22 protein-coding genes are annotated in these 22,216 nt (G+C 57.3%); 20 read left to right on the plus strand and 2 right to left on the minus strand.

The window, feature by feature from the left end; translation table 11 throughout:
* The first annotated feature begins 58 nt into the window (after positions 1-58).
* From GOX61_RS03005 to GOX61_RS03020, 4 genes are all read left to right on the plus strand, one after another.
* Positions 59-2,254, plus strand: coding sequence for a primosomal protein N' (locus GOX61_RS03005; protein WP_170331175.1), 2,196 nt, complete (start codon positions 59-61; stop codon positions 2,252-2,254).
* 79 nt (positions 2,255-2,333) lie between these two features.
* A complete protein-coding gene (locus GOX61_RS03010) occupies positions 2,334-3,566 on the plus strand; it encodes an MFS transporter (protein WP_170331177.1) in 1,233 nt (410 codons plus the stop codon).
* Positions 3,567-3,632: 66 nt separating this feature from the next.
* Positions 3,633-4,511, plus strand: a complete 879-nt coding sequence (locus tag GOX61_RS03015; RefSeq protein WP_170331179.1) for a 50S ribosomal protein L11 methyltransferase — start codon at positions 3,633-3,635, stop codon at positions 4,509-4,511.
* A gap of 100 nt (positions 4,512-4,611) precedes the next feature.
* Positions 4,612-4,956, plus strand: coding sequence for a hypothetical protein (locus GOX61_RS03020; RefSeq protein WP_155143310.1), 345 nt, complete (start codon positions 4,612-4,614; stop codon positions 4,954-4,956).
* A gap of 161 nt (positions 4,957-5,117) precedes the next feature.
* Here the strand turns inward: GOX61_RS03020 and GOX61_RS03025 are convergent, their stop codons facing one another.
* Positions 5,118-5,330, minus strand: a complete 213-nt coding sequence (locus tag GOX61_RS03025; RefSeq protein WP_155143311.1) for a DUF1127 domain-containing protein — start codon at positions 5,328-5,330, stop codon at positions 5,118-5,120.
* Positions 5,331-5,663: 333 nt separating this feature from the next.
* Here GOX61_RS03025 and ruvC point away from each other — a divergent pair, with 333 nt between their 5' ends.
* The 4 genes from ruvC to GOX61_RS03045 all read left to right on the plus strand — a co-directional run bounded on the left by ruvC (position 5,664) and on the right by GOX61_RS03045 (position 8,546).
* Positions 5,664-6,161 carry a crossover junction endodeoxyribonuclease RuvC gene (ruvC, locus tag GOX61_RS03030; protein ID WP_155143312.1) on the plus strand — a complete coding sequence of 166 codons (498 nt, stop codon included), beginning with the start codon at positions 5,664-5,666 and terminating at the stop codon, positions 6,159-6,161.
* Positions 6,158-6,835 (plus strand): Holliday junction branch migration protein RuvA, encoded by a 678-nt coding sequence (ruvA, locus tag GOX61_RS03035; RefSeq protein WP_155143313.1) that lies wholly within the window; start codon positions 6,158-6,160, stop codon positions 6,833-6,835. Before ruvC ends, ruvA begins: the two co-directional genes overlap by 4 nt.
* 4 nt (positions 6,836-6,839) lie before the next feature.
* Positions 6,840-7,859, plus strand: coding sequence for a Holliday junction branch migration DNA helicase RuvB (gene ruvB / locus GOX61_RS03040; RefSeq protein ID WP_170331180.1), 1,020 nt, complete (start codon positions 6,840-6,842; stop codon positions 7,857-7,859).
* A gap of 63 nt (positions 7,860-7,922) precedes the next feature.
* Positions 7,923-8,546: a hypothetical protein gene (locus GOX61_RS03045; RefSeq protein WP_170331182.1), complete on the plus strand. Its 624-nt coding sequence runs from the start codon at positions 7,923-7,925 to the stop codon at positions 8,544-8,546.
* A gap of 13 nt (positions 8,547-8,559) precedes the next feature.
* Here GOX61_RS03045 and GOX61_RS03050 read toward each other — a convergent pair whose 3' ends face one another.
* The gene (locus tag GOX61_RS03050; RefSeq protein WP_170331184.1) at positions 8,560-10,293 is read right to left on the minus strand and encodes a SulP family inorganic anion transporter; all 1,734 of its coding nucleotides are present in this window, start codon (positions 10,291-10,293) and stop codon (positions 8,560-8,562) included.
* A gap of 195 nt (positions 10,294-10,488) precedes the next feature.
* On the opposite strand from GOX61_RS03050, the gene ybgC reads away from it, so the two are divergent.
* The 12 genes from ybgC to GOX61_RS03110 all read left to right on the plus strand — a co-directional run bounded on the left by ybgC (position 10,489) and on the right by GOX61_RS03110 (position 22,165).
* Positions 10,489-10,899: a tol-pal system-associated acyl-CoA thioesterase gene (gene ybgC, locus GOX61_RS03055; RefSeq protein WP_170331186.1), complete on the plus strand. Its 411-nt coding sequence runs from the start codon at positions 10,489-10,491 to the stop codon at positions 10,897-10,899.
* Positions 10,900-11,008: 109 nt separating this feature from the next.
* A complete protein-coding gene (gene tolQ, locus GOX61_RS03060; protein ID WP_155143318.1) occupies positions 11,009-11,704 on the plus strand; it encodes a protein TolQ in 696 nt (231 codons plus the stop codon).
* 1 nt (position 11,705) lies between these two features.
* Positions 11,706-12,182, plus strand: a complete 477-nt coding sequence (tolR, locus tag GOX61_RS03065) for a protein TolR (RefSeq protein ID WP_155143319.1) — start codon at positions 11,706-11,708, stop codon at positions 12,180-12,182.
* Between the two features lie 9 nt (positions 12,183-12,191).
* The gene (locus GOX61_RS03070; RefSeq protein ID WP_170331188.1) at positions 12,192-13,298 is read left to right on the plus strand and encodes an energy transducer TonB; all 1,107 of its coding nucleotides are present in this window, start codon (positions 12,192-12,194) and stop codon (positions 13,296-13,298) included.
* Complete coding sequence (gene tolB, locus GOX61_RS03075) at positions 13,295-14,614, plus strand: Tol-Pal system beta propeller repeat protein TolB (RefSeq protein WP_170331190.1); 1,320 nt, start codon at positions 13,295-13,297, stop codon at positions 14,612-14,614. Before GOX61_RS03070 ends, tolB begins: the two co-directional genes overlap by 4 nt.
* A gap of 87 nt (positions 14,615-14,701) precedes the next feature.
* The gene (gene pal / locus GOX61_RS03080) at positions 14,702-15,205 is read left to right on the plus strand and encodes a peptidoglycan-associated lipoprotein Pal (RefSeq protein ID WP_170331192.1); all 504 of its coding nucleotides are present in this window, start codon (positions 14,702-14,704) and stop codon (positions 15,203-15,205) included.
* Between the two features lie 4 nt (positions 15,206-15,209).
* The gene (gene ybgF, locus GOX61_RS03085; protein ID WP_170331194.1) at positions 15,210-16,034 is read left to right on the plus strand and encodes a tol-pal system protein YbgF; all 825 of its coding nucleotides are present in this window, start codon (positions 15,210-15,212) and stop codon (positions 16,032-16,034) included.
* Positions 16,031-17,284: a tRNA lysidine(34) synthetase TilS gene (tilS, locus tag GOX61_RS03090; RefSeq protein WP_170331196.1), complete on the plus strand. Its 1,254-nt coding sequence runs from the start codon at positions 16,031-16,033 to the stop codon at positions 17,282-17,284. Before ybgF ends, tilS begins: the two co-directional genes overlap by 4 nt.
* Positions 17,285-17,360: 76 nt before the next feature.
* Positions 17,361-19,277 carry an ATP-dependent zinc metalloprotease FtsH gene (gene ftsH, locus GOX61_RS03095; protein ID WP_170331198.1) on the plus strand — a complete coding sequence of 639 codons (1,917 nt, stop codon included), beginning with the start codon at positions 17,361-17,363 and terminating at the stop codon, positions 19,275-19,277.
* A 107-nt stretch (positions 19,278-19,384) separates the two neighbouring features.
* Positions 19,385-19,960 carry an MOSC domain-containing protein gene (locus tag GOX61_RS03100; RefSeq protein WP_170331200.1) on the plus strand — a complete coding sequence of 192 codons (576 nt, stop codon included), beginning with the start codon at positions 19,385-19,387 and terminating at the stop codon, positions 19,958-19,960.
* Positions 19,961-20,125: 165 nt separating this feature from the next.
* Positions 20,126-21,802, plus strand: a complete 1,677-nt coding sequence (locus tag GOX61_RS03105; RefSeq protein ID WP_155143326.1) for a formate--tetrahydrofolate ligase — start codon at positions 20,126-20,128, stop codon at positions 21,800-21,802.
* Between the two features lie 57 nt (positions 21,803-21,859).
* Positions 21,860-22,165, plus strand: coding sequence for a chorismate mutase (locus GOX61_RS03110; protein WP_155143327.1), 306 nt, complete (start codon positions 21,860-21,862; stop codon positions 22,163-22,165).
* Positions 22,166-22,216: the final 51 nt, after the last annotated feature.

Here is a 22,216-nt window from a genome sequence, read left to right on the forward strand (position 1 = left end):
GCGGATGGCTTTACCCCAAAGAGAGACTTGCTGAAACCCCCCGGCCCGAGGATATGCGTTGAGCACTCAGGAGTATTTTGACGAAGGCGAACTGGTGGCGGTTCTGACCACACAGCCTCTGGACCGGACGCTGGACTACAAAGCGCCCGAGGGTGGGTGTTTTCTGGGTGCATTTGTGGAGGTCCCGTTGGGGCCGCGTAAGGTTCTGGGTGTTGTCTGGGGACCGGGGCAAGGGGGATTTGATCTTAACAAGGCCCGGTCGGTGATCCGGGTGTTGGAAGTCGCACCGATGCGCGAAGAAATGCGCGTGTTTCTGGGCAAAGTGGCGGATTACACGCTGACGCCGATGCCCGCGATGCTGCGGCTGGCAACACGCGCTCCCGGATTGGGTGATCCGCCGTCGATGCGTAAGATCTATCGCCTTGGCAATACTGAACCGGACCGTATGACCGACGCGCGCACCCGCGTGCTTGAGGTTCTGCGTGATTATGGCGGTCTTGCCTTTACGCTGAAAGAACTGGCCGAGCAGGCCGGCGTGACCTCATCTGTCGTCAAAGGGCTGGTCAAGCTGGGTGCAGTGCGGGAGGAAGACAGTCCCCGTGATCTGCCGTATCCACATCTGGACCCGGATCTGCCAGGAAAAGAGCTGACCGAAGATCAGGCGGCCGCAGTTGCAAAGCTGCAGGAAGGTCAGCAGTCAGGGAGTTACGGAACCACGCTCCTCAAGGGCGTGACAGGCTCAGGTAAGACCGAAGTTTATCTGGAGGCCGTGGCCGAGGCGCTGCGCATGGGACGACAGGCGCTGGTTCTGTTGCCTGAGATCGCGCTGACCGCGGAATTCCTCACCCGCGTCGAGGCGCGGTTTGGCGCGCGCCCGGCTGAATGGCACTCGGGCGCGACGATGACTGAACGCCGCCGGGTCTGGCAAATGGTCGGGCAGGGGGATGCGCAACTGGTCGTCGGGGCGCGATCGGCCCTGTTCCTTCCGTTTCGCAATCTGGGCTTGGTCGTGGTCGATGAGGAGCACGACACTTCTTACAAGCAAGAGGATGGTGTCCAGTACAGCGCGCGCGACATGGCCGTGCTGCGTTCAGCCATCTGTGGGGGGCGGGTGGTACTGGCCAGCGCCACGCCTTCGCTGGAAAGCTGGGCCAATGCCGAGGCAGGAAAGTATGATCGGATCGATCTAACGTCGCGGTTTGGGGCCGCCATTCTGCCCGAGATGAGGCCAATCGACATGCGGGCGGAACAGATGCAGCCGGGAACCTGGATTTCCCCATCTCTGCGTCAGGCAGTGCGACAGCGGATTGAGAAAGGCGAGCAGTCGCTGCTGTTTATCAATCGCCGTGGCTATGCGCCCGTTACCTTATGTCGGGCTTGTGGTGAGCAGATTGCCTGTGATCACTGTGATGCGCGGATGGTCGAACACCGGTTTTTGAAACGCTTGATGTGCCACCAATGCGGTGAGACGAAGCCGATGCCCGAGGTGTGCCCATCCTGCGGGGTCGAGGGCAAGCTGGCTCCGGTCGGGCCGGGGATTGAACGTTTGGCCGAAGAGGCTGAGGCGACCTTTCCTGAAGCCAATATTGCGATGCTCAGCTCTGATCTGTTCGGATCGGCCCGGGCCCTGAAAGCCAAGATCGAAGAGATCGCCGAAGGTGAGGCAGATATCATCATCGGTACGCAGCTGGTGGCCAAAGGGCACAACTTTCCGAAACTGACACTGGTTGGCGTGATCGACGCCGATCTCAGCCTGCATGGCGCCGATTTGCGCGCGGCCGAGAGGACATTCCAGCTGATGCGCCAGGTTGCTGGCCGCGCTGGGCGGGCAGATAAACCGGGTCAGGCGCTGCTACAGACCTTCCAGCCGGAACATCCCGTGATCCGGGCGATTTTATCCGGGGATGAAGAAGGATTCTGGAAGGCAGAAGCTGCCGGGCGACAGGCTGCAGGCGTTCCCCCTTATGGTCGTATGGCCGGGATAGTGCTCTCGGGGCCAGAGGTTGGTCCTGTGTTCGACATCGGAAACGCCATGGCGCGCAATGATGGCCCGTTGCGCGATATCGGCGCACAGGTCTTTGGCCCGGCGCCCGCACCGATTGCCCGAATTCGCGGACGGCACAGGGTGCGACTGCTGGTCAAAGCCCCGAAAGGCGCGCCCATTCAGGATGCAATCGCGCGCTGGATCGCGCCTTTGCGGTTGAAGGGCGATATTCGCCTGACGGTCGATATCGATCCACAAAGTTTCTACTGACTTCTGCACCAGTGCAGAGGCAATGTGCGGCGACTGCTTTCCTCTCGCCAAATTACAGAAATGGGCGTAGAGGACTCTCATGCTGAAACCAATGCCCCTATCCGAGGCGCAGAGCCTTCCGTTCTGGCGCCGACCCGTCACGCTCCTGTTCATGATGGCGCTGACTATGCCGATTGCATTCAACGGATGGAGTGCGTTGCTGAACAACTTCGTAATCGAAGTGGCAAATTTCGATGGCGCGGATATCGGCCTCTTGCACACAGTGCGGGAAATCCCCGGTTTCCTGGCCGTTGGTGTGATCGCAGTCATCATATTCGTGCGCGAGCAGGTGCTGGCGATGATCTCGCTGATGATGCTCGGCGTGGCCACAGCAGTAACGGCATGGTTTCCAAGCCTTGGTGGCCTGTTGTTTGTGACCCTCTTCAGCTCGATCGGTTTTCACTACTATGAGACGGTGAACCAGTCGCTTCAGTTGCAATGGTTGCCCAAAGACCGTGCGCCCCAGGTGTTGGGATGGCTGGTTGCCATGGGATCGGCGGCGACAGCTGTGGTCTACGGTCTGATCGTGCTGACCTGGGACCGGTTTGATCTGTCCTATAATACGGTCTTCATGGCTGCGGGCGGAGTGACAGCCCTGCTGGCGCTGTTCTGTCTGCTCGCTTACCCGCAATTCGATTCACCGACGCCGCAGACCAAGAAACTGGTCCTGCGTAAACGTTACTGGCTGTATTATGCACTGCAGTTCATGGCCGGAGCACGGCGACAGATCTTTGTTGTCTTTGCAGGTTTCATGATGGTCGAGAAGTTTGGTTTCGAAGTCCATGAACTGACCAGCCTCTACCTGATCAATCTGGTGATCAACATGGCGGCAGCGCCGATGCTGGGTAAGGCCGTTTCCGTCTTTGGCGAACGCCGGACACTGATCTTCGAGTATACCGGTCTGGCTATCGTGTTCGCAGCTTATGGCGGTATCTACTGGTTTGGCTGGGGCGTGCTGCTGGCGGCTATCCTCTATGTGATTGACCATGTTCTGTTTGCGCTGGCGCTGGCGCTGAAAACCTACTTCCAAAAGATCGCTGATCCGGCGGATATCGCGCCGACAGCAGCTGTGGCCTTCACCATTAATCACATCGCGGCGGTATTCCTGCCTGCGCTTTTGGGGTTGCTGTGGGTCGTATCACCCGGTGTGGTGTTCGCATTGGCTGCTGCAATGGCTCTGGTGTCTCTGGCGTTGTCTCTGCTGATCCCCCGCCACCCTGAACCCGGCAACGAAACAATCCTGTCGAAATACGCGCCCGCGCCTGCAGAATAAGCGCCAGTGCTTGACCTTGGCCGCCTGTCGCCATAGGCGCTGTGACAACTTAAACAGGAGGCATCCATGCCGACATTCACAGCGCTCACCACTCTGAACGGGAAAGCCGCAGCCGAAGGACTGGGCGAAGCGATGGAGCGTCTGGAGCCGGAACCAACCGGTGTAGGTGTGTTCGAGGTCGAGGACGGATCCGGCCTCTGGGAAGTCGGCGGCTATTTCACCGAGGCACCTGATGAGACTGCGCTGGCTGTCTTGGCTGTGGCCTTCGAGGCCAAGCCATTTGTGGTTTCCGAGTTGCCCGAAACCGACTGGGTCGCGCATGTTCGTCGCGAGTTGGCTCCGGTCGAAGCGGGCCGTTTTTTTGTGTATGGCAGCCATGATGCCGACAAGATCCCCGAAGATCGCATTCCATTGCTCATCGAGGCAGCGATGGCCTTTGGCACGGGGCATCACGGCACGACGCTAGGCTGTCTTAAGGCGCTGGACAGGCTGATCGAGGATGGGTTTAGCGCGGACAAAGTCGCGGACATCGGTTGCGGGACTGCTGTGCTGGCCATGGCGGCTGCACGGGTTTGGGATGGCGAGATACTGGCCAGCGATATTGACGAAGTTGCCGTTGATGTGGCTGAGGCAAACCTGAAGGCCAACGGAATATCTGGCGCAGTTCGGTGTGTCGAAGCAGCAGGGTTTGATCACCGGGAGTTGCAGTCATCAGCGCCGTACGACCTGATTTTTGCTAATATCCTGAAGGGCCCCTTGGTGGCTCTGTCACCCGAAATAGCAGAGAATCTGCGGGATGGCGGGCATGCGATCCTGTCGGGAATCCTTAACGAGCAGGCTGACGAAGTCGCGTCTGTTTATTCTCAAAATGGGTTCAATCTTACTGATAGGAGTGAGATTGGTGAGTGGACGACGCTAATCTTAACGAAACAGGGCGTTACTTAGACCATTTGCAGGAGTTTTGTGGATTTTTGCCACTCTTTTGACGCATTCTCTATCTACCGTCACCTGATGAAGTCGAGGGGGGCGGTTTTCGGAGGCTGCCATGACGGGTAAACAACTGGAATTTGATCAGCGCGTTCATCGCCTGAGCAAGAAGCATCAAAAGATGAGCCGTGGGTATCGTGCGTCGATGCGCAAAGACGGCTTGGTCGTGATGAAGCCACAACGCGTAAGATCCGCGGTTCCGGCAAAGGTTCTTTTGCTGTGCCTGGTTGGGTTTTTCGCTTTCAAGGCGTTTCTCCTATCAAGCTTGGGGCCATCTGCCTATCAGTTTCGGGTGAACAGCCTGAACGAGGGAACGTCGGTTGAACAGGCCGGGGCTTGGATCATGCAAATCGATCCGGTGACCGAAGCTGTTTCAGCTCAGTTGAGCAAGGTGATGTACTAAAGCGACGTGAAAACGCTGACGCCTCTGCTATCCAAGAGGCCTGCGATCAGGGGCTTCTAACCGCATTGTCATCACAGTAGTTAAACAAAAAACACCGCGGCTCATGGCGCGCGGTGTTCTTATTTACCCCCGAGGGATAACGGGGCGAGTGAGTGGTAGTCTTAGCGACGACCCTCAGCAACGATCTCAATGTCGCCGCGGCTCAGGCCGATATCTTCCAGCTCGCGGTCGGTCAGACCGTTCAGCGCGTTGCGAGTTACGCGAGCGTCATTCCATTCAACTGCGGCGTTTACTACCGATGCGAACGTTGCGCCGATACGGCCAACGAGGCCGAATGAGCCAGTGGTGGTGCGGGTGGTGTCCAGTGCAGCCATATCCTGTTTCCTTCTGGTTTGTGTTAACTTCTGATCTTGTGATCTGCCGGGCATCTAGTGATGTCGGATTTCCCGCACAAGAGCAGTTTTTGCATGTGTCCTATGCAGTTTCTGCAATGCTCTATGGGCCTGTAATCCCCTTAAATAATTGGTGAAAATGCCTTCATAAAACAGGTCGATTCCTGACTATTCGAGGTCGAAAACAGGCCACTCTGTCGCGCTTGGGATAGTTGTGTCGTTTTTTGGCGTGAGGTCAATTCGCTTGGAAAATGTTCATGTTTCGTGCTAATCGGTGAAAAAGATCATGAAAACCCGAGCAGGCCGAGGCAAAACATGCGGATTCTGGGCATTGATCCGGGGTTGAGAACCCTGGGATGGGGCGTCATCGAATCGAATGGCAGCCGTCTGAGCCATGTCTCAAATGGTTTGTGCAAATCGGACGGGGATGATTTGGGCGAGAGGTTACTGTCGCTGCACAATCAGATCGTCGAGGTTATTGCCGAACATTCACCCGATCAGGCAGCCATCGAACAGACTTTCGTGAACAAGGATGGGGCGGGAACGCTCAAACTGGGTCAGGCGCGTGGCGTGGCGTTGCTGACGTTGGCACAGGCCGGATTGCCGGTGGGGGAATATGCTCCGAACCGGGTCAAGAAAACGGTCGTGGGTGTCGGGCACGCGGAAAAGGAGCAGGTTCTGCACATGGTCAAACTGCAATTGCCCGGATGTCAGCCCAAAGGGGCGGATGCCGCAGACGCTCTGGCGATTGCGATCTGTCACGCCTATTACGGAAAGACGCAACAGACGCGTTTGAAAGAGGTACGGGCATGATCGGAAAACTCACCGGAAAGCTGGACTATCGCGCAGCAGATCACGTGCTGATTGATGTCCGGGGTGTGGGATACATCGTCTATTGCTCTGACCGGACAATGGCGGCACTGCCGGGTGCGGGGGAAGGCATTTCGCTCTACACAGATATGGTCGTGCGCGAAGATCTGATGCAGCTCTACGGATTTCTGTCGCTGGTCGAAAAGGAATGGCATCGGTTGCTGTGCTCCGTGCAGGGCGTCGGAGCCAAGGTCTCTCTGGCGATCCTGAGCGCTTTGGGGCCGGATGGTGTCAGTCGCGCCATTGCACTGGGCGACTGGGGCTCAGTGAAGGCGGCGAAAGGTGTCGGACCTAAAACTGCGCAGCGGATCGTGCTTGATCTCAAAGACAAAGCGCCAGGCGTAATGGCGATGGGTGGCACCGTGACGGATGCGATGGATGGCCCTGCGATCGAAGTTGTAGAGCCTGTCGAGGCAGCGCCCGTACCGAAACGAACGCCCAAACCAGCCTCCGGGGCTGCTGCCGCATCAGCGGGTGCGCTGTCTGCCCTGTCCAATCTCGGTTATGGTCCGTCGGACGCAGCAGCTGCGGTTGCCGAGGCTGCCGCCAACAACCCGGATGCAGACGAAGCAGGTTTGATCCGTGCCGCCCTGCAATTGCTGGCTCCGAAAGGGTGAATGAATGGTAGACGCTGATCCCGCTCTGCGCCCCGAGCCGCTGCCGGAGGATAACGACCGCGCATTGCGCCCTCAGGGGTTGGATGAATTTATCGGTCAGGCCGAAGCCCGCGCCAATCTGCGCATCTTTATCCAATCCGCACGCCAACGGGGCGAAGCAATGGATCACACGTTGTTTCATGGCCCCCCCGGATTGGGTAAAACCACATTGGCGCAGATCATGGCGCGCGAGCTGGGGGTGAATTTTCGCATGACCTCCGGGCCGGTTCTGGCGAAAGCGGGTGATCTGGCTGCGATCCTGACCAATCTCGAAGCACGTGATGTCCTGTTTATCGACGAAATCCACCGTCTGAACCCGGCAGTGGAAGAGGTGCTTTACCCCGCGATGGAAGATTTCGAGCTCGATCTGGTGATTGGTGAGGGACCTGCCGCGCGGACTGTACGGATCGAGTTGCAACCCTTCACGCTTGTCGGGGCAACGACGCGAATGGGCTTGCTGACCACACCCTTGCGTGACCGATTTGGTATTCCGACCCGGCTTCAGTTCTACACGGTCGACGAGCTGCACGAGATCGTCACGCGCAATGCACGTAAGTTAGGCGCGCCTGCGGATAACGATGGTGCGCGTGAAATCGCCCGCCGGTCTCGTGGCACGCCCCGAATTGCCGGGCGGCTGCTGCGGCGTGTCGTGGATTTTGCTATCGTCGAAGGTGATGGGCGGATTACGCGCGAACTGGCAGATGGTGCTTTGACACGGCTGGGTGTGGATAATCTTGGGTTGGATGGCGCGGACCGCCGTTACCTGACGCTGATTGCTGAAAATTACTCGGGCGGCCCTGTTGGGATTGAAACTCTATCGGCTGCGTTGTCGGAAAGCCGAGACTCGCTGGAAGAAGTCATCGAACCCTATTTGCTGCAACAAGGCCTCATACAACGAACTCCGCGCGGACGGATGCTGGCACAGAAGGCCTGGACGCATTTGGGCATGACCGCGCCCAAGCGGCAAAGCGATCTGTTTGGTTGAAGACCACAGCCAGAGAAACTATGCCTTCAGCCATAGTGATCTAATGCAGATGAAGGTTTGGGCGTGACACCAGAAGAGATCGAAGCGCTGTTCACCCGCGAAAACGGAGAATTCCTGTTCGCGCGTTGGGGTCGGCCAATCGTGCCAATCGTTTTTGGTGTCGAGGATGAGACTCTGGCAACCGTCAAAGGGGCCTTTGAAGCAGTTGTTACCTTGGCCGATCACAAAATGGCCGAAACGGACCCGGAACTGGGCGCCAACTGTATGGTTTTCTTTTTCCGGGACTGGCAGGAGCTGCTTGAGGTTCCCGATCTTGATCGCCTGATCCCGGATCTGGCGCCATTGGTTGACCGCCTTGAAGCTGCAGACGCCAATCAATATCGCATATTCCGGTTCGAAGAAGACGGTGCCATCCGCGCAGCTTTTGTCTTTCTGAGGATGGACAAGGAACTGTCCAAGGTCCCGGCAGAGACACTGGCGCTAAGTCAGGTGGTTCAGACCGTATTGCTGTGGTCGGACACTGCGTTCAGAACGCAATCACCACTGGCGGTGGCAGGCGACGCGACCATACTGCGTCCGGACATCGCTGCATTGATCCGTGCGGCCTATGATCCGGTTCTGCCCGGTGTGGCACATGATGCATCCCATGCGCTGCGGTTGTTCGCACGCTTGCAGCAACCTCAGTAAGCGACAGTCTCGTTTATGGTTTTCCCGACGCACTTTGGGTGCCGTGTTCGCGACCTGTGCGATGGTGAAAAGCCTCAAGCAATTCGCTGCCGAATTCAAAATAGGCGTCTTTTCCGACAAGATCGGTGACGCCATATCTGTCCAGTTCCGCTCGGACATCGGGTTCGACAAGTAAAAAGACCAGTTTGATGCCCTTTGACTGCAGGTATTGGTGAACGTTGCGCAAAGTGTAGCCTGCCGTGAAATCTACATCATCAATTGCCGAAGCTTCGATGCAAAACCAAGACAGCTTGTGGTCAGCACCTTGGGTAATAGTGGCAACTTCGTCAGACAGGCGCTGAGTATTTGCGTAGTATAGACTGTGGGAAAAACGATAGATGACCAGACCCGGTTCAAACTGGTTGGGGTGGTCAATCGATTTTGAATGCCAACCCGTGACCTTGTTTTCCACGATGACAGAGTTCTTGGGGTGATACCCCCGGCGCGTGTGATCAATGAGCGATAGCACCATCGCAAAAATGATACCCTGTTCAACGCCAACGAAAACGACAACGGCAGCAGTTGCGATGGCGATCCAGAATTCGGATCGGGCCTGCCTGTAAATATTGGCCAGCCCCCGTACATCGATCAGCTTCACGCCTATCAAAAACACGATGGCAGACAGTGCTGCGTTTGGCAGATAAGCAAGCGGACCGGTCAGAAACAGGATCACGACCAGAACGATCGCGACTGTGGTAAGTTGAGCGATCTGGCTACGCCCACCTGCGCTTGCCACCATTTCGGTTTTGGTAGGGCTGCCATTGACGACGAAAGTTCCGGTAAATGCAGCGCCAAGGTTTGCAAGACCAAGCCCGACGAGGTCCGAATTCTCATCAAATTTCTCTTCGTAGCGTGCCGCATAGGCGCGGGAAGTCGCGGCGCTTTGTGCAAGGATCACCACAAAGATCGACAGTGCAGTTGGCAACAGTTGTTTGAACAGAGACCAACTCCAGTCCACAGCCGGGATAGAAAGCGAGGGCAGGCCGCTGGGAACCGCCCCCAGAACTGCGATGCCTGCGCCGCTGAATTGAAAGGCCCAACTACACAGGATCACGCCCAGTATTGCGATCAGTGGGCCGGGAATTTTGCGGGACAGGCGCCTGCAGCCGGTCACTACGGCCAGTACACCCAATGCGACAACCAGTGTTGGCCAACTGAATTGTTCGAAATGTTCAGCGACCCCCTGCAGCTTGGCTGTGGTTCCATGGGCGGGGACTTCAATGCCCAGCATTCCGGGGATCTCTCCACTGGCGACTTGAATACCAACGCCCGTCAAAAAGCCGACGAGGACAGTTCTGGACAGAAAATCGGCCAAAAACCCAAGACCAATGATCCGAGCGGCGATCAGGAGTACCGCAGCCATCAGTGCCAGAAGCGAAGCCAGCGCGAGATATTCGGATGACCCCGACACCGCCATTCCCGCCAAGGCTGAGGCGGTTATGGCCGCAGTTGCGGAATCCGCTCCGACAACCAGATGACGGGAAGATCCGAAGATGGCGAACAATGCCATCGGTATGAGGATTGTGTAGAGGCCGGTAATTACCGGGGTTCCGGCAATTTTCGTGTAACCCATGACTTCGGGGATCGCGAGGCAGGCGAAGGTGAGGCCCGCAAGGATCTCGGTCGGTAGGTTCGATCGTTTGAAAGGTAAGATGCCCTGCAGAACAGGAAGCGGAAATGTGATCCCATTTCTTGTAGCTTTAGTCATTAAGGTCCCTGTTCAATGCCTCAGCATAACTTGGAACACTAGAATGCAAATGCGCAGATTTCGATACTGAGTACGGCCTCAGTGAATTTTCTGATCAATCAGGGATTGCGGGATTGCCACTGCGCGGGCATGTCTGTGGGGGCGGGGCTTAGGCCCCAAAGGACAGATTGATGAAACTGGATAGCCGGATTTGCGATGTCGCAAGATAAGTCACTAGAGAAACAGAAACATATCTTTCCGATCCGGGTCTATTACGAAGACACCGACATGGGTGGTGTCGTTTATCACGCAAATTACTTACGCTACATCGAACGCGCCCGGTCTGACTGGGTTCGCAAGCTGGGGAATGATCAGAACGCGATGCGAGATGATGGTGTTGTCTGGGTCGTGCGCAAGCTGGAAGCAGACTATCTTGCCTCTGCCAAATTTGATGACGAATTGACCGTTGAGACCGACGTTGTCGCAATCTCGGGCGTTCGGCTGACGATGGCACAGTTGGTTTTGCGGGGTGAAACGGAAATATTCCGCGCCACAGTCACGGCTGTCTGCATTAACAGCGAAGGCAAGCCAATCCGCCTTCCGGCAGAGATTCGCGCATTGATGTAACAAAACGTAGCCCAGGGGTGGTTATGTTGGCATTTCATACCGATCTGCGTTAGCGTCTGGCAAAACAAGGCCAAACGAACGGCCGTCAGGCAAAACAAAGAGCAGGTTCATGGAAGCTGAAACGCTGGTGCTGGCGCAGGAGATCGATTTCTCCATGTGGGGGCTGTTCGCCCGCGCGACATTCATCGTCAAGGTGGTCATGCTGATCCTAGTGATCGCATCATTCTGGTCCTGGGCGATCATTATACAGAAACTCATCAACTATCGCGCTGCACGCCGTGAGGCGCAGGTTTTTGATGAATCTTTCTGGTCGGGCAATCCTCTGGATGAGCTGTTCGAAGAGATTGGTTCACGCCCGGACGGAAGTTCGGAAAAGATATTTGCGGCCGGAATGATCGAGTGGCGAAGGTCCCATCGTACTGACGGTGGACTGATCGCAGGCGCAACGGCCCGGATCGACAGATCAATGGATGTGGCCATCGCGAAAGAGGCTGAAACCCTGCAAAAAGGCCTGCCCATTCTGGCGACAGTTGGTTCTACAGCGCCGTTTATCGGCCTGTTTGGTACTGTCTGGGGCATCATGAATGCGTTCATCGAGATTGCCGAGCAGCAGAACACGAACCTTGCAGTTGTGGCACCAGGCATTGCCGAGGCGTTGCTGGCAACCGGCCTCGGCCTGTTGGCCGCGATCCCGGCCGTGATCTTCTACAACAAGCTGAGCGCCGACAGTGATCGGATCGTCGGTGGCTATGAAGCTTTTGCCGACGAGTTCGCCACTATCCTTTCTCGTCAGTTGGACAGCTGACATGGGCGCTGCGGTTCAGCAATCGTCAAACGGAAACGGGCGCAGGCGCGGTCGTCGCCGCGGTCGCGCACAGCCGATGGCGGAAATCAACGTCACGCCTTTTGTTGATGTCATGTTGGTGTTGCTGATCATTTTCATGGTGGCAGCCCCCTTGCTGACTGTGGGTGTTCCGGTTGACCTGCCCAAAACCGCCGCCAGCGCATTGCCCGGGGACAATGAAGAACCCTTGACTGTAACCCTCACTGCGGATGGTCGGGTTCAGATCCAGACGACAGATGTTCTGCGCGAAGAACTGATTGGCAAGTTGCGCGCCATTGCGGCTGAGCGCAGCAGTGACCGTGTATTTCTGCGGGCGGACGGCGCTATTCCTTATGCGCAGGTGATGCAGATCATGGGCGCCCTGAATGCGGGCGGATTTTCGAATGTGGGCCTTGTTACCGATACGGGCGGGCCAACGCTGGACGAAGGTGGAGAGTGAGGCCGCGGGGTGGAAACCGGCACCAAGATCTCAGCGATTGCCCATGTAAGTCTGATCGGGTGGGCGTTGTTCGGCGGTACGTTCCGGTCGGAACCGCTGCCTATGGCTGTGCAGGATGTATCCGTGATCTCTGCTGAGCAGTTCGCGGCAATGACCGCGCAGCGCGAAGCGCCTGAGGTTCCTTCGACACCTGAATCACTGGAGCAGCCCCCTGAACCCGTTGAAGAGGTGAACGCGCCTGAGCCCACTCAGGAAGAACAACCGCGCCCCGAGCCGGTGACGCCATCCGAACCTGAACCTGAACCGGTACCGGAAACGGTCGAAGTGCCACCCGAGCCCGAAGTGGTTGAAGAGCCGCCGGTTTTGGAACAGCCAGAGCCAGAAGCGGTAGTCCTTCCCACACTTCCCGGACCCGAGGCCCAGCCCAGGCCAGCTGATCGCGTAGCACCCGAACCAATAGCCCCGCCACCACCCGAGGCCCAGATTGATGACGTGGAATCGCCACCGGTTTCTCTGGACGAAGGCGCTGAGACGCAGCAAGAGCAACAGGACCAGACCGCACCCGAGGAAGCCACGGATCAGATCGTGACCGAGGCTGAGGAATCCGATAAGACGGCACCGACAACCTCTCCCCGACCGCGCGTTCGACCCAACCGTCCTGCACCGCCCGCTGAACCTGAAGTTGCGGAAACATCTGAGCCTGCCGCCCCGGCAGAGGCGCCGTCGTCCAGTGAACAGGACGCGATTGAGGATGCGCTTTCCGAGGCTCTGCGCGATTCTGAACCTTCCGGTCCACCGTTGACCAGCGGCGAGAAGGACGCGATGCGTCTGGCCGTATCACGATGCTGGAATGTCGGATCGCTGTCGACCGACGCATTGAGTACTGTGGTGGTAGTCGGCTTCTCGCTGAACCGTGACGGAACGGTCGTGGGCGGCAGTTTGCGCCTGCTGGACAGTTCTGGCGGTTCCGCCGGCGCGGAAAAACAAGCCTTTGATGCGGCGCGCCGCGCGATCCTGCGCTGTGGTGCCAGAGGTTATGACCTGCCTGCTGACAAATATGAACATTGGCAGGATATTGAGATTACATTCAATCCCGAGAGGATGCGGATCAAATGATGAAACTTCTGACCAGCCTCTTTGTCGGTCTGACTCTGTTGTCGGCGCCGGTATATGCGCAAAGCGGACCGCTACGCCTTGAGCTCACTGAGGGCATTATCGAACCCATGCCCTTTGCGGTGCCCAGTTTCGTGCCGGACAGTCCTGCAGCAGCGCAGTATGCGACCGATATCTCGCGCGTCGTTGCCGCCGACCTGACCGGCACGGGGTTGTTCCGTGAAATCTCATCCGATGCTTTCATCAGTCGGGTCAGCAGTTTCGAAGCCCCTGTTCAATTCGCCGATTGGAAGGCGATCAATGCACAAGCGCTGGTTACTGGTGCGGTCAATGTCTCGGGCAAACGTCTTACGGTGCGGTTCCGGATTTGGGATGTGTTTTCGGGGCAAGAGCTGGGCAATGGCCTGCAGTTCGCTGGTACTACTGATGGCTGGCGTCGCATGGCACATAAGGTGGCCGACCAGGTTTATAGCCGTATCACGGGTGAAGGTGGATACTTCGACAGCCGGGTTGCCTTTGTTTCGGAAAGCGGACCCAAAGATCAGCGGCGTAAGCGATTGGCGATCATGGACTATGATGGCGCCAATGTTCAGTACCTGACCGACAGCGCCGCAATCGTTCTTGCACCACGGTTTTCGCCAACGGGTGATCGGCTGCTGTACACCAGTTATGAAAGCGGCAGGCCGCGTATCTACGTATTGGATGTCGGTCGTGTGAAACGGCAGGAATTGAAGACGCAGGACGGCACAATGAGCTTTTCACCGCGCTTTTCGCCCGATGGTAGATCGATCGTCTATTCGTTGATTCAAGGGGGTAATACCGACCTTTGGAAGATGGATCTGGCTTCGGGTCAGAGCGTACGTCTGACCAACACGCCTGCGATTGAGACAGCACCCAGCTATTCACCGGACGGTACTCAGATCGTGTTCGAAAGCGATCGGTCTGGCACCCCGCAACTCTACATTATGCCCGCCAATGGTGGCGAGGCTACACGCATCAGTTTTGGTCAGGGGCGTTATGGTACGCCGGTCTGGTCTCCGCGCGGTGACCTGATTGCGTTCACCAAACAGAACAAGGGTCGTTTCCATATTGGTGTGATGCGCACAGATGGCAGTGAGGAACGCCTGTTGACTGCCTCATTCCTGGATGAAGGACCAACCTGGTCGCCTAATGGTCGGGTCATCATGTTCTCGCGGGAAACGCAGGGGGCAAGCGGACGGTCTTCGCTTTATTCCGTGGATATCTCGGGTCGAAATCTTCGCCCTGTTCGCACACCCGACGGGGGCAGCGATCCGGCATGGGGACCATTGCAGAATTGATCGAACCGGCAGACAGGCAAAGTTCACAACGCAACCGCGCTATGGTAGACAGTCGTCAATAAACAAACGGGACAAGAGGCAATTGTAATGAACGTATTGAGCAAATTCGCGGCGTTGGGCGCGCTGATGTTGATCGCCGCCTGTAGCAACAATGATCCTTCGGCTCTGGGCGGTGGTGCCGGTGGCAGCGGTGCAATCCAGCCGGGTTCACCAAGTGACCCGCGTTCACCTGCATATTTCCAGCAGACTGTCGGTGATCGCGTGTTGTTTGCGGTCGATCAGTCCACATTGTCGCCTCAGGCGCAGACAGTTCTGCAGGGCCAAGCCGAGTGGCTGCTTGCCAACACCGATTACACCGCGACGATCGAAGGCCATGCGGACGAGCAGGGCACCCGCGAGTACAACCTTGCACTGGGCGCCCGCCGCGCGAATGCGGCAAGGGAGTACCTGATTTCGCGTGGCGTTGCGGGCAATCGCATTCAGACAATCAGCTATGGCAAAGAGCGTCCGATCGAAATTTGCAGCACCGAGGAATGCTATTCCAAGAACCGTCGTGCGGTGACGGTGCTGACCGGATCAACCTTGGGGTAAGATAATGAGACTTGCAGGATGGGTTCTGGCGGCGGTGGTAACCGCCGCAGGTGTAGCGCAGGCGCAGGACCAGCAAACTTTAGCGGACATCCGGCAGGAATTGACGGTGCTGCACGTTGAAATCCAACGCCTGAAGCGCGAGTTTTCGACGACCGGCTCTCCCGCCCCAAACCTGTCCGGCAGTTCGGTGCTGGAACGGGTTGACGCCATTGAGGCCGAGTTGCAGCGTCTAACCCGGCAAACTGAGCAGCTGAATCAACGTATTCAGAATGTTGTCACCGACGGAACCAATCGGATTGGCGATCTGGAGTTTCGTTTGGTTGAGTTGGAAGGCGGCGATCTGAGCACCTTGGGTGAAACTTCAACATTGGGTGGTGAAGAACAGACTACGACTGTTGTTGCGCCAACGGCATCCGAATCTTCTGAGGTTAGCCAGACCGAGCTTGCGGTTGGTGAACAGGCCGATTTTGATACGGCCTCGCAGGCATTGTCGGATGGTGATTTCCAAACTGCAGCTAATATGTTTGCACAGTTCGACACATCCTATCCGGGCAGCCCGCTTGCACCTCAGGCCAATCTGAAGCGTGGACAGGCACTGGAAGGTCTGGGTGACACCCGCGAAGCAGCCAAGGCGTTTCTGGCAAGCTTTACCGGGGATTCCGAAGGACCTGTCGCACCCGAAGCGCTTTATGAGCTCGGCGCAGCACTGGGTCGTCTGGGGCAAACCGATCAGGCATGTATTACACTGGGTGAGGTCGGTGTGCGCTTCCCCGCTTCTCCATCGGTTGCGTCTGCCACTCAGGAAATGGCGTCGCTGGGCTGTTCTTGACCTCTGACGCAGACACGCTGAGGGCCGAAATCCTGCGACATCTGCCGGAACCGCTGCCGCGTCGCATCGGCGTGGCGGTTTCCGGCGGGAGTGATTCCACCGCACTTTTACATCTGCTTGCTGGGATCGCCCGAACGGAAGGTTTCGAACTTTATGCCGCAACAGTCGATCACGGTTTACGTGCTGAAGCTGCGGATGAGGCCGTTGCTGTTTCAAGGCGATCAGCAGATTTGGGCGTGCCTCACGAGACCTTGAAATGGGAAGGTTGGGACGGTTCCGGCAACCTTCAGGATCAGGCCCGGCGTGCTCGATACAGATTGCTCGCCGAATGGGCGCAAAGCCGTGGTATCGCAGCTATTGCGCTGGGCCACACAGCGGATGATCAGGCCGAAACCCTTCTGATGCGTCTGGCGCGTTCTGCTGGGGTCACGGGCTTGTCGGCCATGGCCAAGGTTCGTCGACAAGGCGGCATCGACCTGCTGCGTCCGCTGCTCTCGATCACCCGCGCCCGGCTGCGCGACTATCTGAACGCGGCTGGTGTGACATGGATCGAGGACCCATCGAATCGGGACGCGCGCTTTGACCGGATCAAGACCCGTGAGGCTCTGACAGGTCTTGGCAACATCGGAATTACTGCTGAAACCTTGTCCAGGGTAGCTGGCAACCTTGCACAAGCGCGTGATGCGTTGGAGCTGTTTGCGCAGGAATCCGCCCGCAAGATCGCCGTGGTTGAATCCGGTGATGTGTGTATCGACTTGAATGGGTTTGAAGCACTGCCTCAAGAAATCCAGCGCAGGATCTTGGTGGGAACCTTCGGTTGGATCACACAGGGCGGATATCCCCCACGTCAGAGCGCGGTTGATCAAGTGGTTGATACGCTTTTGACAAGGCAGACAGTGTCTGTCGGGGGGTGCCTGGTGATCCCCAAAGGCAATAATGCTTGGATTTGCAGGGAACTAAACGCGGTGAAGGATCAGACAGCGCATCCGGGAACCCCGTGGGATAGGCGCTGGGTTCTCAACGGGCCGAGCGCAGCTGAAACAAGGGTGCGCCCGCTTGGCGAGCGCGGAATCTCACGCCTTGATGACTGGCGTTTGGTGGGGCGCCCCCGAGCGGCGATTCTATCCTCACCTGCGGTTTGGCGAGGGGATGAACTGCTGTCTGCACCGCTTGCCGGATATGCCAATGGCTGGAGCGTAGAACTGGCCCCGCATGTGCCAGACTTTTACGCATCGTTTTTATCGCATTGAACCTGCCACAATCATCTCTATTTTAAGGAGCAACCCGGCAGATCCCCATCTGCCGAAATCTGTTGGGAGATTTTCCTTGGGCAACGCTCGTAACATCGCCTTCTGGGTTGTTCTGTTCCTGCTGATCCTTGCACTGTTCAATCTGTTCAGTGGACCGGGTGGAACGCTCCAGAGCAATGAAAAAACTTATTCCGAGTTTGTCAGCTCGGTCGAGGCCGGTGACGTCAAGAACGTCACCCTCGACGGTGAACAAATTCGCTACTCCACTGATACCGGCGGCAACTATGTCACGATCAAACCTGCAGATGCAGAAGTGACCAAGCTGCTGATCGACAAGAACATCCCCGTACGCGCTGAAAAACAGCAGCAATCGGGTTTCCAGTCGTTCCTGATCACTCTGTTGCCTTTCCTGCTGCTGATCGGCGTCTGGGTCTATTTCATGAACCGGATGCAAGGCGGCGGCAAAGGCGGCGCGATGGGCTTTGGCAAGTCCAAAGCCAAGATGCTGACCGAAAAGCATGGCCGAGTGACCTTTGATGACGTTGCTGGCATCGACGAAGCCAAGGAAGAGCTGGAAGAAATCGTGGAATTCCTGCGCAACCCGCAGAAATTCTCGCGCCTCGGTGGCAAGATTCCCAAAGGTGCGCTGCTGGTTGGCCCTCCGGGTACTGGTAAAACGCTTTTGGCCCGCGCGATTGCGGGTGAGGCTGGTGTACCGTTCTTCACTATTTCGGGTTCCGACTTTGTTGAAATGTTCGTTGGTGTTGGTGCATCCCGTGTGCGCGACATGTTCGAACAGGCCAAAAAGAACGCGCCTTGTATCGTTTTCATCGACGAGATCGACGCCGTGGGCCGCCATCGTGGTGCCGGTTATGGCGGCGGTAACGATGAACGCGAACAGACCCTCAACCAGTTGCTGGTCGAGATGGACGGGTTCGAGGCCAACGAAGGCGTGATCATTCTGGCGGCCACCAACCGTAAAGACGTTCTGGATCCCGCGCTGCTGCGTCCGGGCCGTTTTGACCGCAACGTGACCGTTGGTAACCCCGACATCAAAGGCCGTGAGAAAATTCTGGGCGTGCACGCACGTAAGACGCCTCTGGGCCCCGATGTCGACCTGCGCATCATTGCACGCGGTACTCCGGGCTTCTCGGGTGCCGATCTGGCCAACCTCGTGAACGAGGCGGCGCTGATGGCCGCCCGTGTGGGACGCCGCTTTGTCACCATGGAAGATTTCGAAAACGCGAAAGACAAGGTGATGATGGGGGCCGAGCGCCGCTCGATGGTGCTGACGCAGGATCAGAAGGAAAAGACAGCCTATCACGAATCCGGCCACGCCGTTGTTGGTATGACTCTGCCGCTGTGTGATCCGGTCTACAAAGCGACGATCATTCCACGCGGTGGTGCATTGGGTATGGTTGTCAGCCTGCCTGAGATGGATCAGTTGAACTATCACCGTGATGAGTGTGAACAGAAGCTGGCCATGACCATGGCAGGTAAGGCTGCTGAGGTCATCAAGTATGGTGAAGATCACGTTTCGAACGGCCCGGCGGGCGACATCATGCAGGCCAGCCAACTGGCGCGCGCCATGGTGATGCGCTGGGGCATGTCCGACAAGGTCGGTAACATCGACTATGCCGAAGCCCATGAAGGCTACTCGGGTAACACCGCTGGTTTCTCGGTCTCAGCACATACCAAAGAGCTGATTGAGGAAGAGGTGAAACGCCTGATCCAGCAAGGGTATGAGCAAGCGCACAAAATCCTGACCGACCACAATGAAGAGTGGGAACGTCTGGCTCAGGGCCTTCTGGAATATGAGACTCTGACCGGTGATGAGATCAAGCGCGTGATGAACGGTGACTCGCCAAACGAAGGCGATGATGAAAGCGACAGCTCGGATGAGGGCAGCGCACCAAGTGTCACGGCGATTCCCAAAACCAAGGCCAAGAAATCGCCGCCGGACGGTGGGATGGAGCCTGAACCAACCACATAATTCGAAAAGACCCGGGCCTGGACCCGGGTCTTTTTTGTTTGGCCCTTCAATTTGCAATGGATGAGTTTAGGGTGCGACCTTGAGCAAAAAGAAAGCGAGGGAGCAGCATGCCGGTTTTGCGAAAAACGGAGTTTTCAGGCGAAGTCGTCTGGCTTGGTCACGTTCCATCGGGCAGTAACATTCGCGCCAGATCCGTCGAAGAATTGCATCTGGGATTTGCCGGAGATCAGGGCGCGCGCCACGAAGGGATCAACCGTGCCTCATGCGTTCGGGTAAAGAACCTCTACCCGCAGGGAACCGAAATCCGCAATGTGCGCCAATTGTCGATTCTGTCCGCGGAAGAAATGGATGCAATCGCAGCTGACATGGGGCTTGAAACGCTTGATCCTGCATTGCTGGGTGTGAGCATCGTCGTAAGAGGGATACCTGACTTTACCTATGTGCCTCCGTCGTCACGCCTGCAGGCCTCGGGCGGGTTGACCGTCACAATTGATATGGAAAACCGCCCTTGCGTTATACCCGGCCGTGAAATCGAAAACGAAGCACCGGGACATGGCGCTGCGTTCAAGCCTGCTGCACAGGGTCGTCGTGGCGTCACCGCATGGGTTGAATGTCCCGGAAATCTGCGGGTTGGTGATACATTGTCCCTGTTTGTGCCGGATCAGCGTAGCTGGGCACCATAAGGCGCCGTCGTTTCCGATTTGAAACTGCTGAATGGCGTCTACGACGTTTCACGGCATGATTATGTCGGAATCTCTATCCATCGCAATTGTACACAACGGTATGGGTTGTCCAGCGCCGACGTTCAGCGTCGGTTTCGCACGGCATTCAATCAGGGACCCTGCCCAATGAGCTACAAATCCGACATCGAAATCGCCCGTGAGGCGAACAAAAAGCCGATCCAGGAAATCGGCGCAAAAATCGGCATCGATTCTGCAGACCTGCTGCCCTATGGCCACGATAAGGCGAAGGTTAGCCAGGACTTCATCAACTCGGTTCAGGACCGCGAAGACGGCAAGCTGATCCTCGTGACCGCGATCAACCCGACCCCGGCGGGTGAAGGTAAGACCACTACCACCGTTGGTCTGGGTGACGGCCTGAACCGCATCGGTAAAAACGCGATGATCTGTATCCGCGAAGCCTCGCTTGGCCCGAACTTCGGCATGAAGGGCGGCGCTGCAGGTGGCGGTTACGCGCAGGTTGTTCCGATGGAAGAGATGAACCTGCACTTCACCGGTGACTTCCACGCCATCACCTCAGCTCACTCGCTGCTGTCGGCAATGATCGACAACCACATCTACTGGGGCAACGAATGCGAGATCGACACCCGCCGCGTCGCGTGGCGCCGCGTGGTCGACATGAACGACCGCGCCCTGCGTCAGATCACAGCTTCACTGGGTGGTGTATCGAACGGCTTCCCGCGTGAGGCAGGTTTTGACATCACTGTGGCGTCCGAAGTCATGGCGATCCTTTGCCTGGCAAACGACCTGAAAGACCTGGAAAAGCGTTTGGGCGACATCATCGTTGCTTACCGCCGCGACAAGACACCGGTTTACTGCCGTGACATCAAGGCCGAAGGCGCGATGACCGTTCTTCTGAAGGACGCGATGCAGCCGAACCTGGTGCAGACGCTGGAAAACAACCCGGCATTCGTCCACGGCGGCCCGTTCGCGAACATCGCACACGGCTGTAACTCAGTCATCGCGACCAAAACCGCTCTGAAAGTCGCTGACTATGTTGTGACCGAAGCCGGTTTCGGTGCTGACTTGGGTGCCGAGAAGTTCATGAACATCAAGTGCCGTAAGGCGGGCATTGCTCCGTCTGCAGTGGTGCTGGTTGCAACCGTGCGCGCGATGAAGATGAACGGTGGCGTTGCCAAAGCCGATCTGGGTGCGGAGAACGTGGAAGCGGTTGTTAATGGTTGCGCCAACCTGGGCCGCCACATCGAGAACGTGAAATCGTTCGGTGTGCCAGTTGTTGTCGCCATCAACCACTTTGTCACCGACACCGATGCCGAAGTGCAGGCGGTCAGCGACTATTGCGGTGAGCATGGCGTTGAGGCAATTCTGTCGCGTCACTGGGAGCTGGGCTCGGAAGGGTCCGCACCGCTGGCTGAGAAAGTCGTCGAAATTGTCGAAGGTGGCAGCGCGAATTTCTCGCCGATCTACCCGGACGACATGCCGCTGTTCGAGAAAATCGAAACCATCGCCAAGCGCATCTACCGCGCCGACGAGGTGTTGGCTGACAACAAGATCCGCAACCAACTGCGTGAGTGGGAAGAAGCTGGCTATGGCAACCTGCCGGTCTGCATGGCGAAAACCCAGTACTCGTTCTCGACCGATCCGACCCTGCGCGGCGCGCCGACCGGCCACTCGGTTCCGGTTCGCGAAGTGCGTCTGTCCGCAGGTGCCGGCTTCATTGTGGTCGTCTGCGGTGAGATCATGACCATGCCTGGTCTGCCTCGCAAGCCGGCTGCGGAAACCATCTGTCTTAACGACGCAGGTGAGATCGAGGGCTTGTTCTAAGCCCCCAAATAAGACATCTCGTGGTCCGGGGATATCCCCGGGCCACAGGAGATTAAAATGCCCACTCTGATACCACCGCAAGACTGTCACTCGATGCAGGAATTGCGGCCTCAGATCGACAAGCTGGACCGCCAATTGATCGAATTGTTGGTTACGCGCGCAGGCTATATCGACCGCGCGTCTCAGCTGAAACCCGGCGAGGGGCTGCCAGCCCGCATCCCGGATCGTGTCGAAGAAGTGGTGCAGCGTGTGCGCAAGAGCTCGGATGAGTTGGGCATGGACCCCGATCTTGCCGAAAAGCTCTGGCGTATACTGATTGACTGGTCGATTGCCCGCGAAGAACGCGTGCTCGGCCCCGACTGAAGAACCGGGCGCTTTCCGCGCCCGATCCGTTTTTTGAAAGAAGGGATCAAA

This window comes from Ruegeria arenilitoris (genome assembly GCF_013030265.1).
Classification (GTDB): Bacteria; Pseudomonadota; Alphaproteobacteria; order Rhodobacterales; family Rhodobacteraceae; genus Ruegeria; species Ruegeria arenilitoris_E.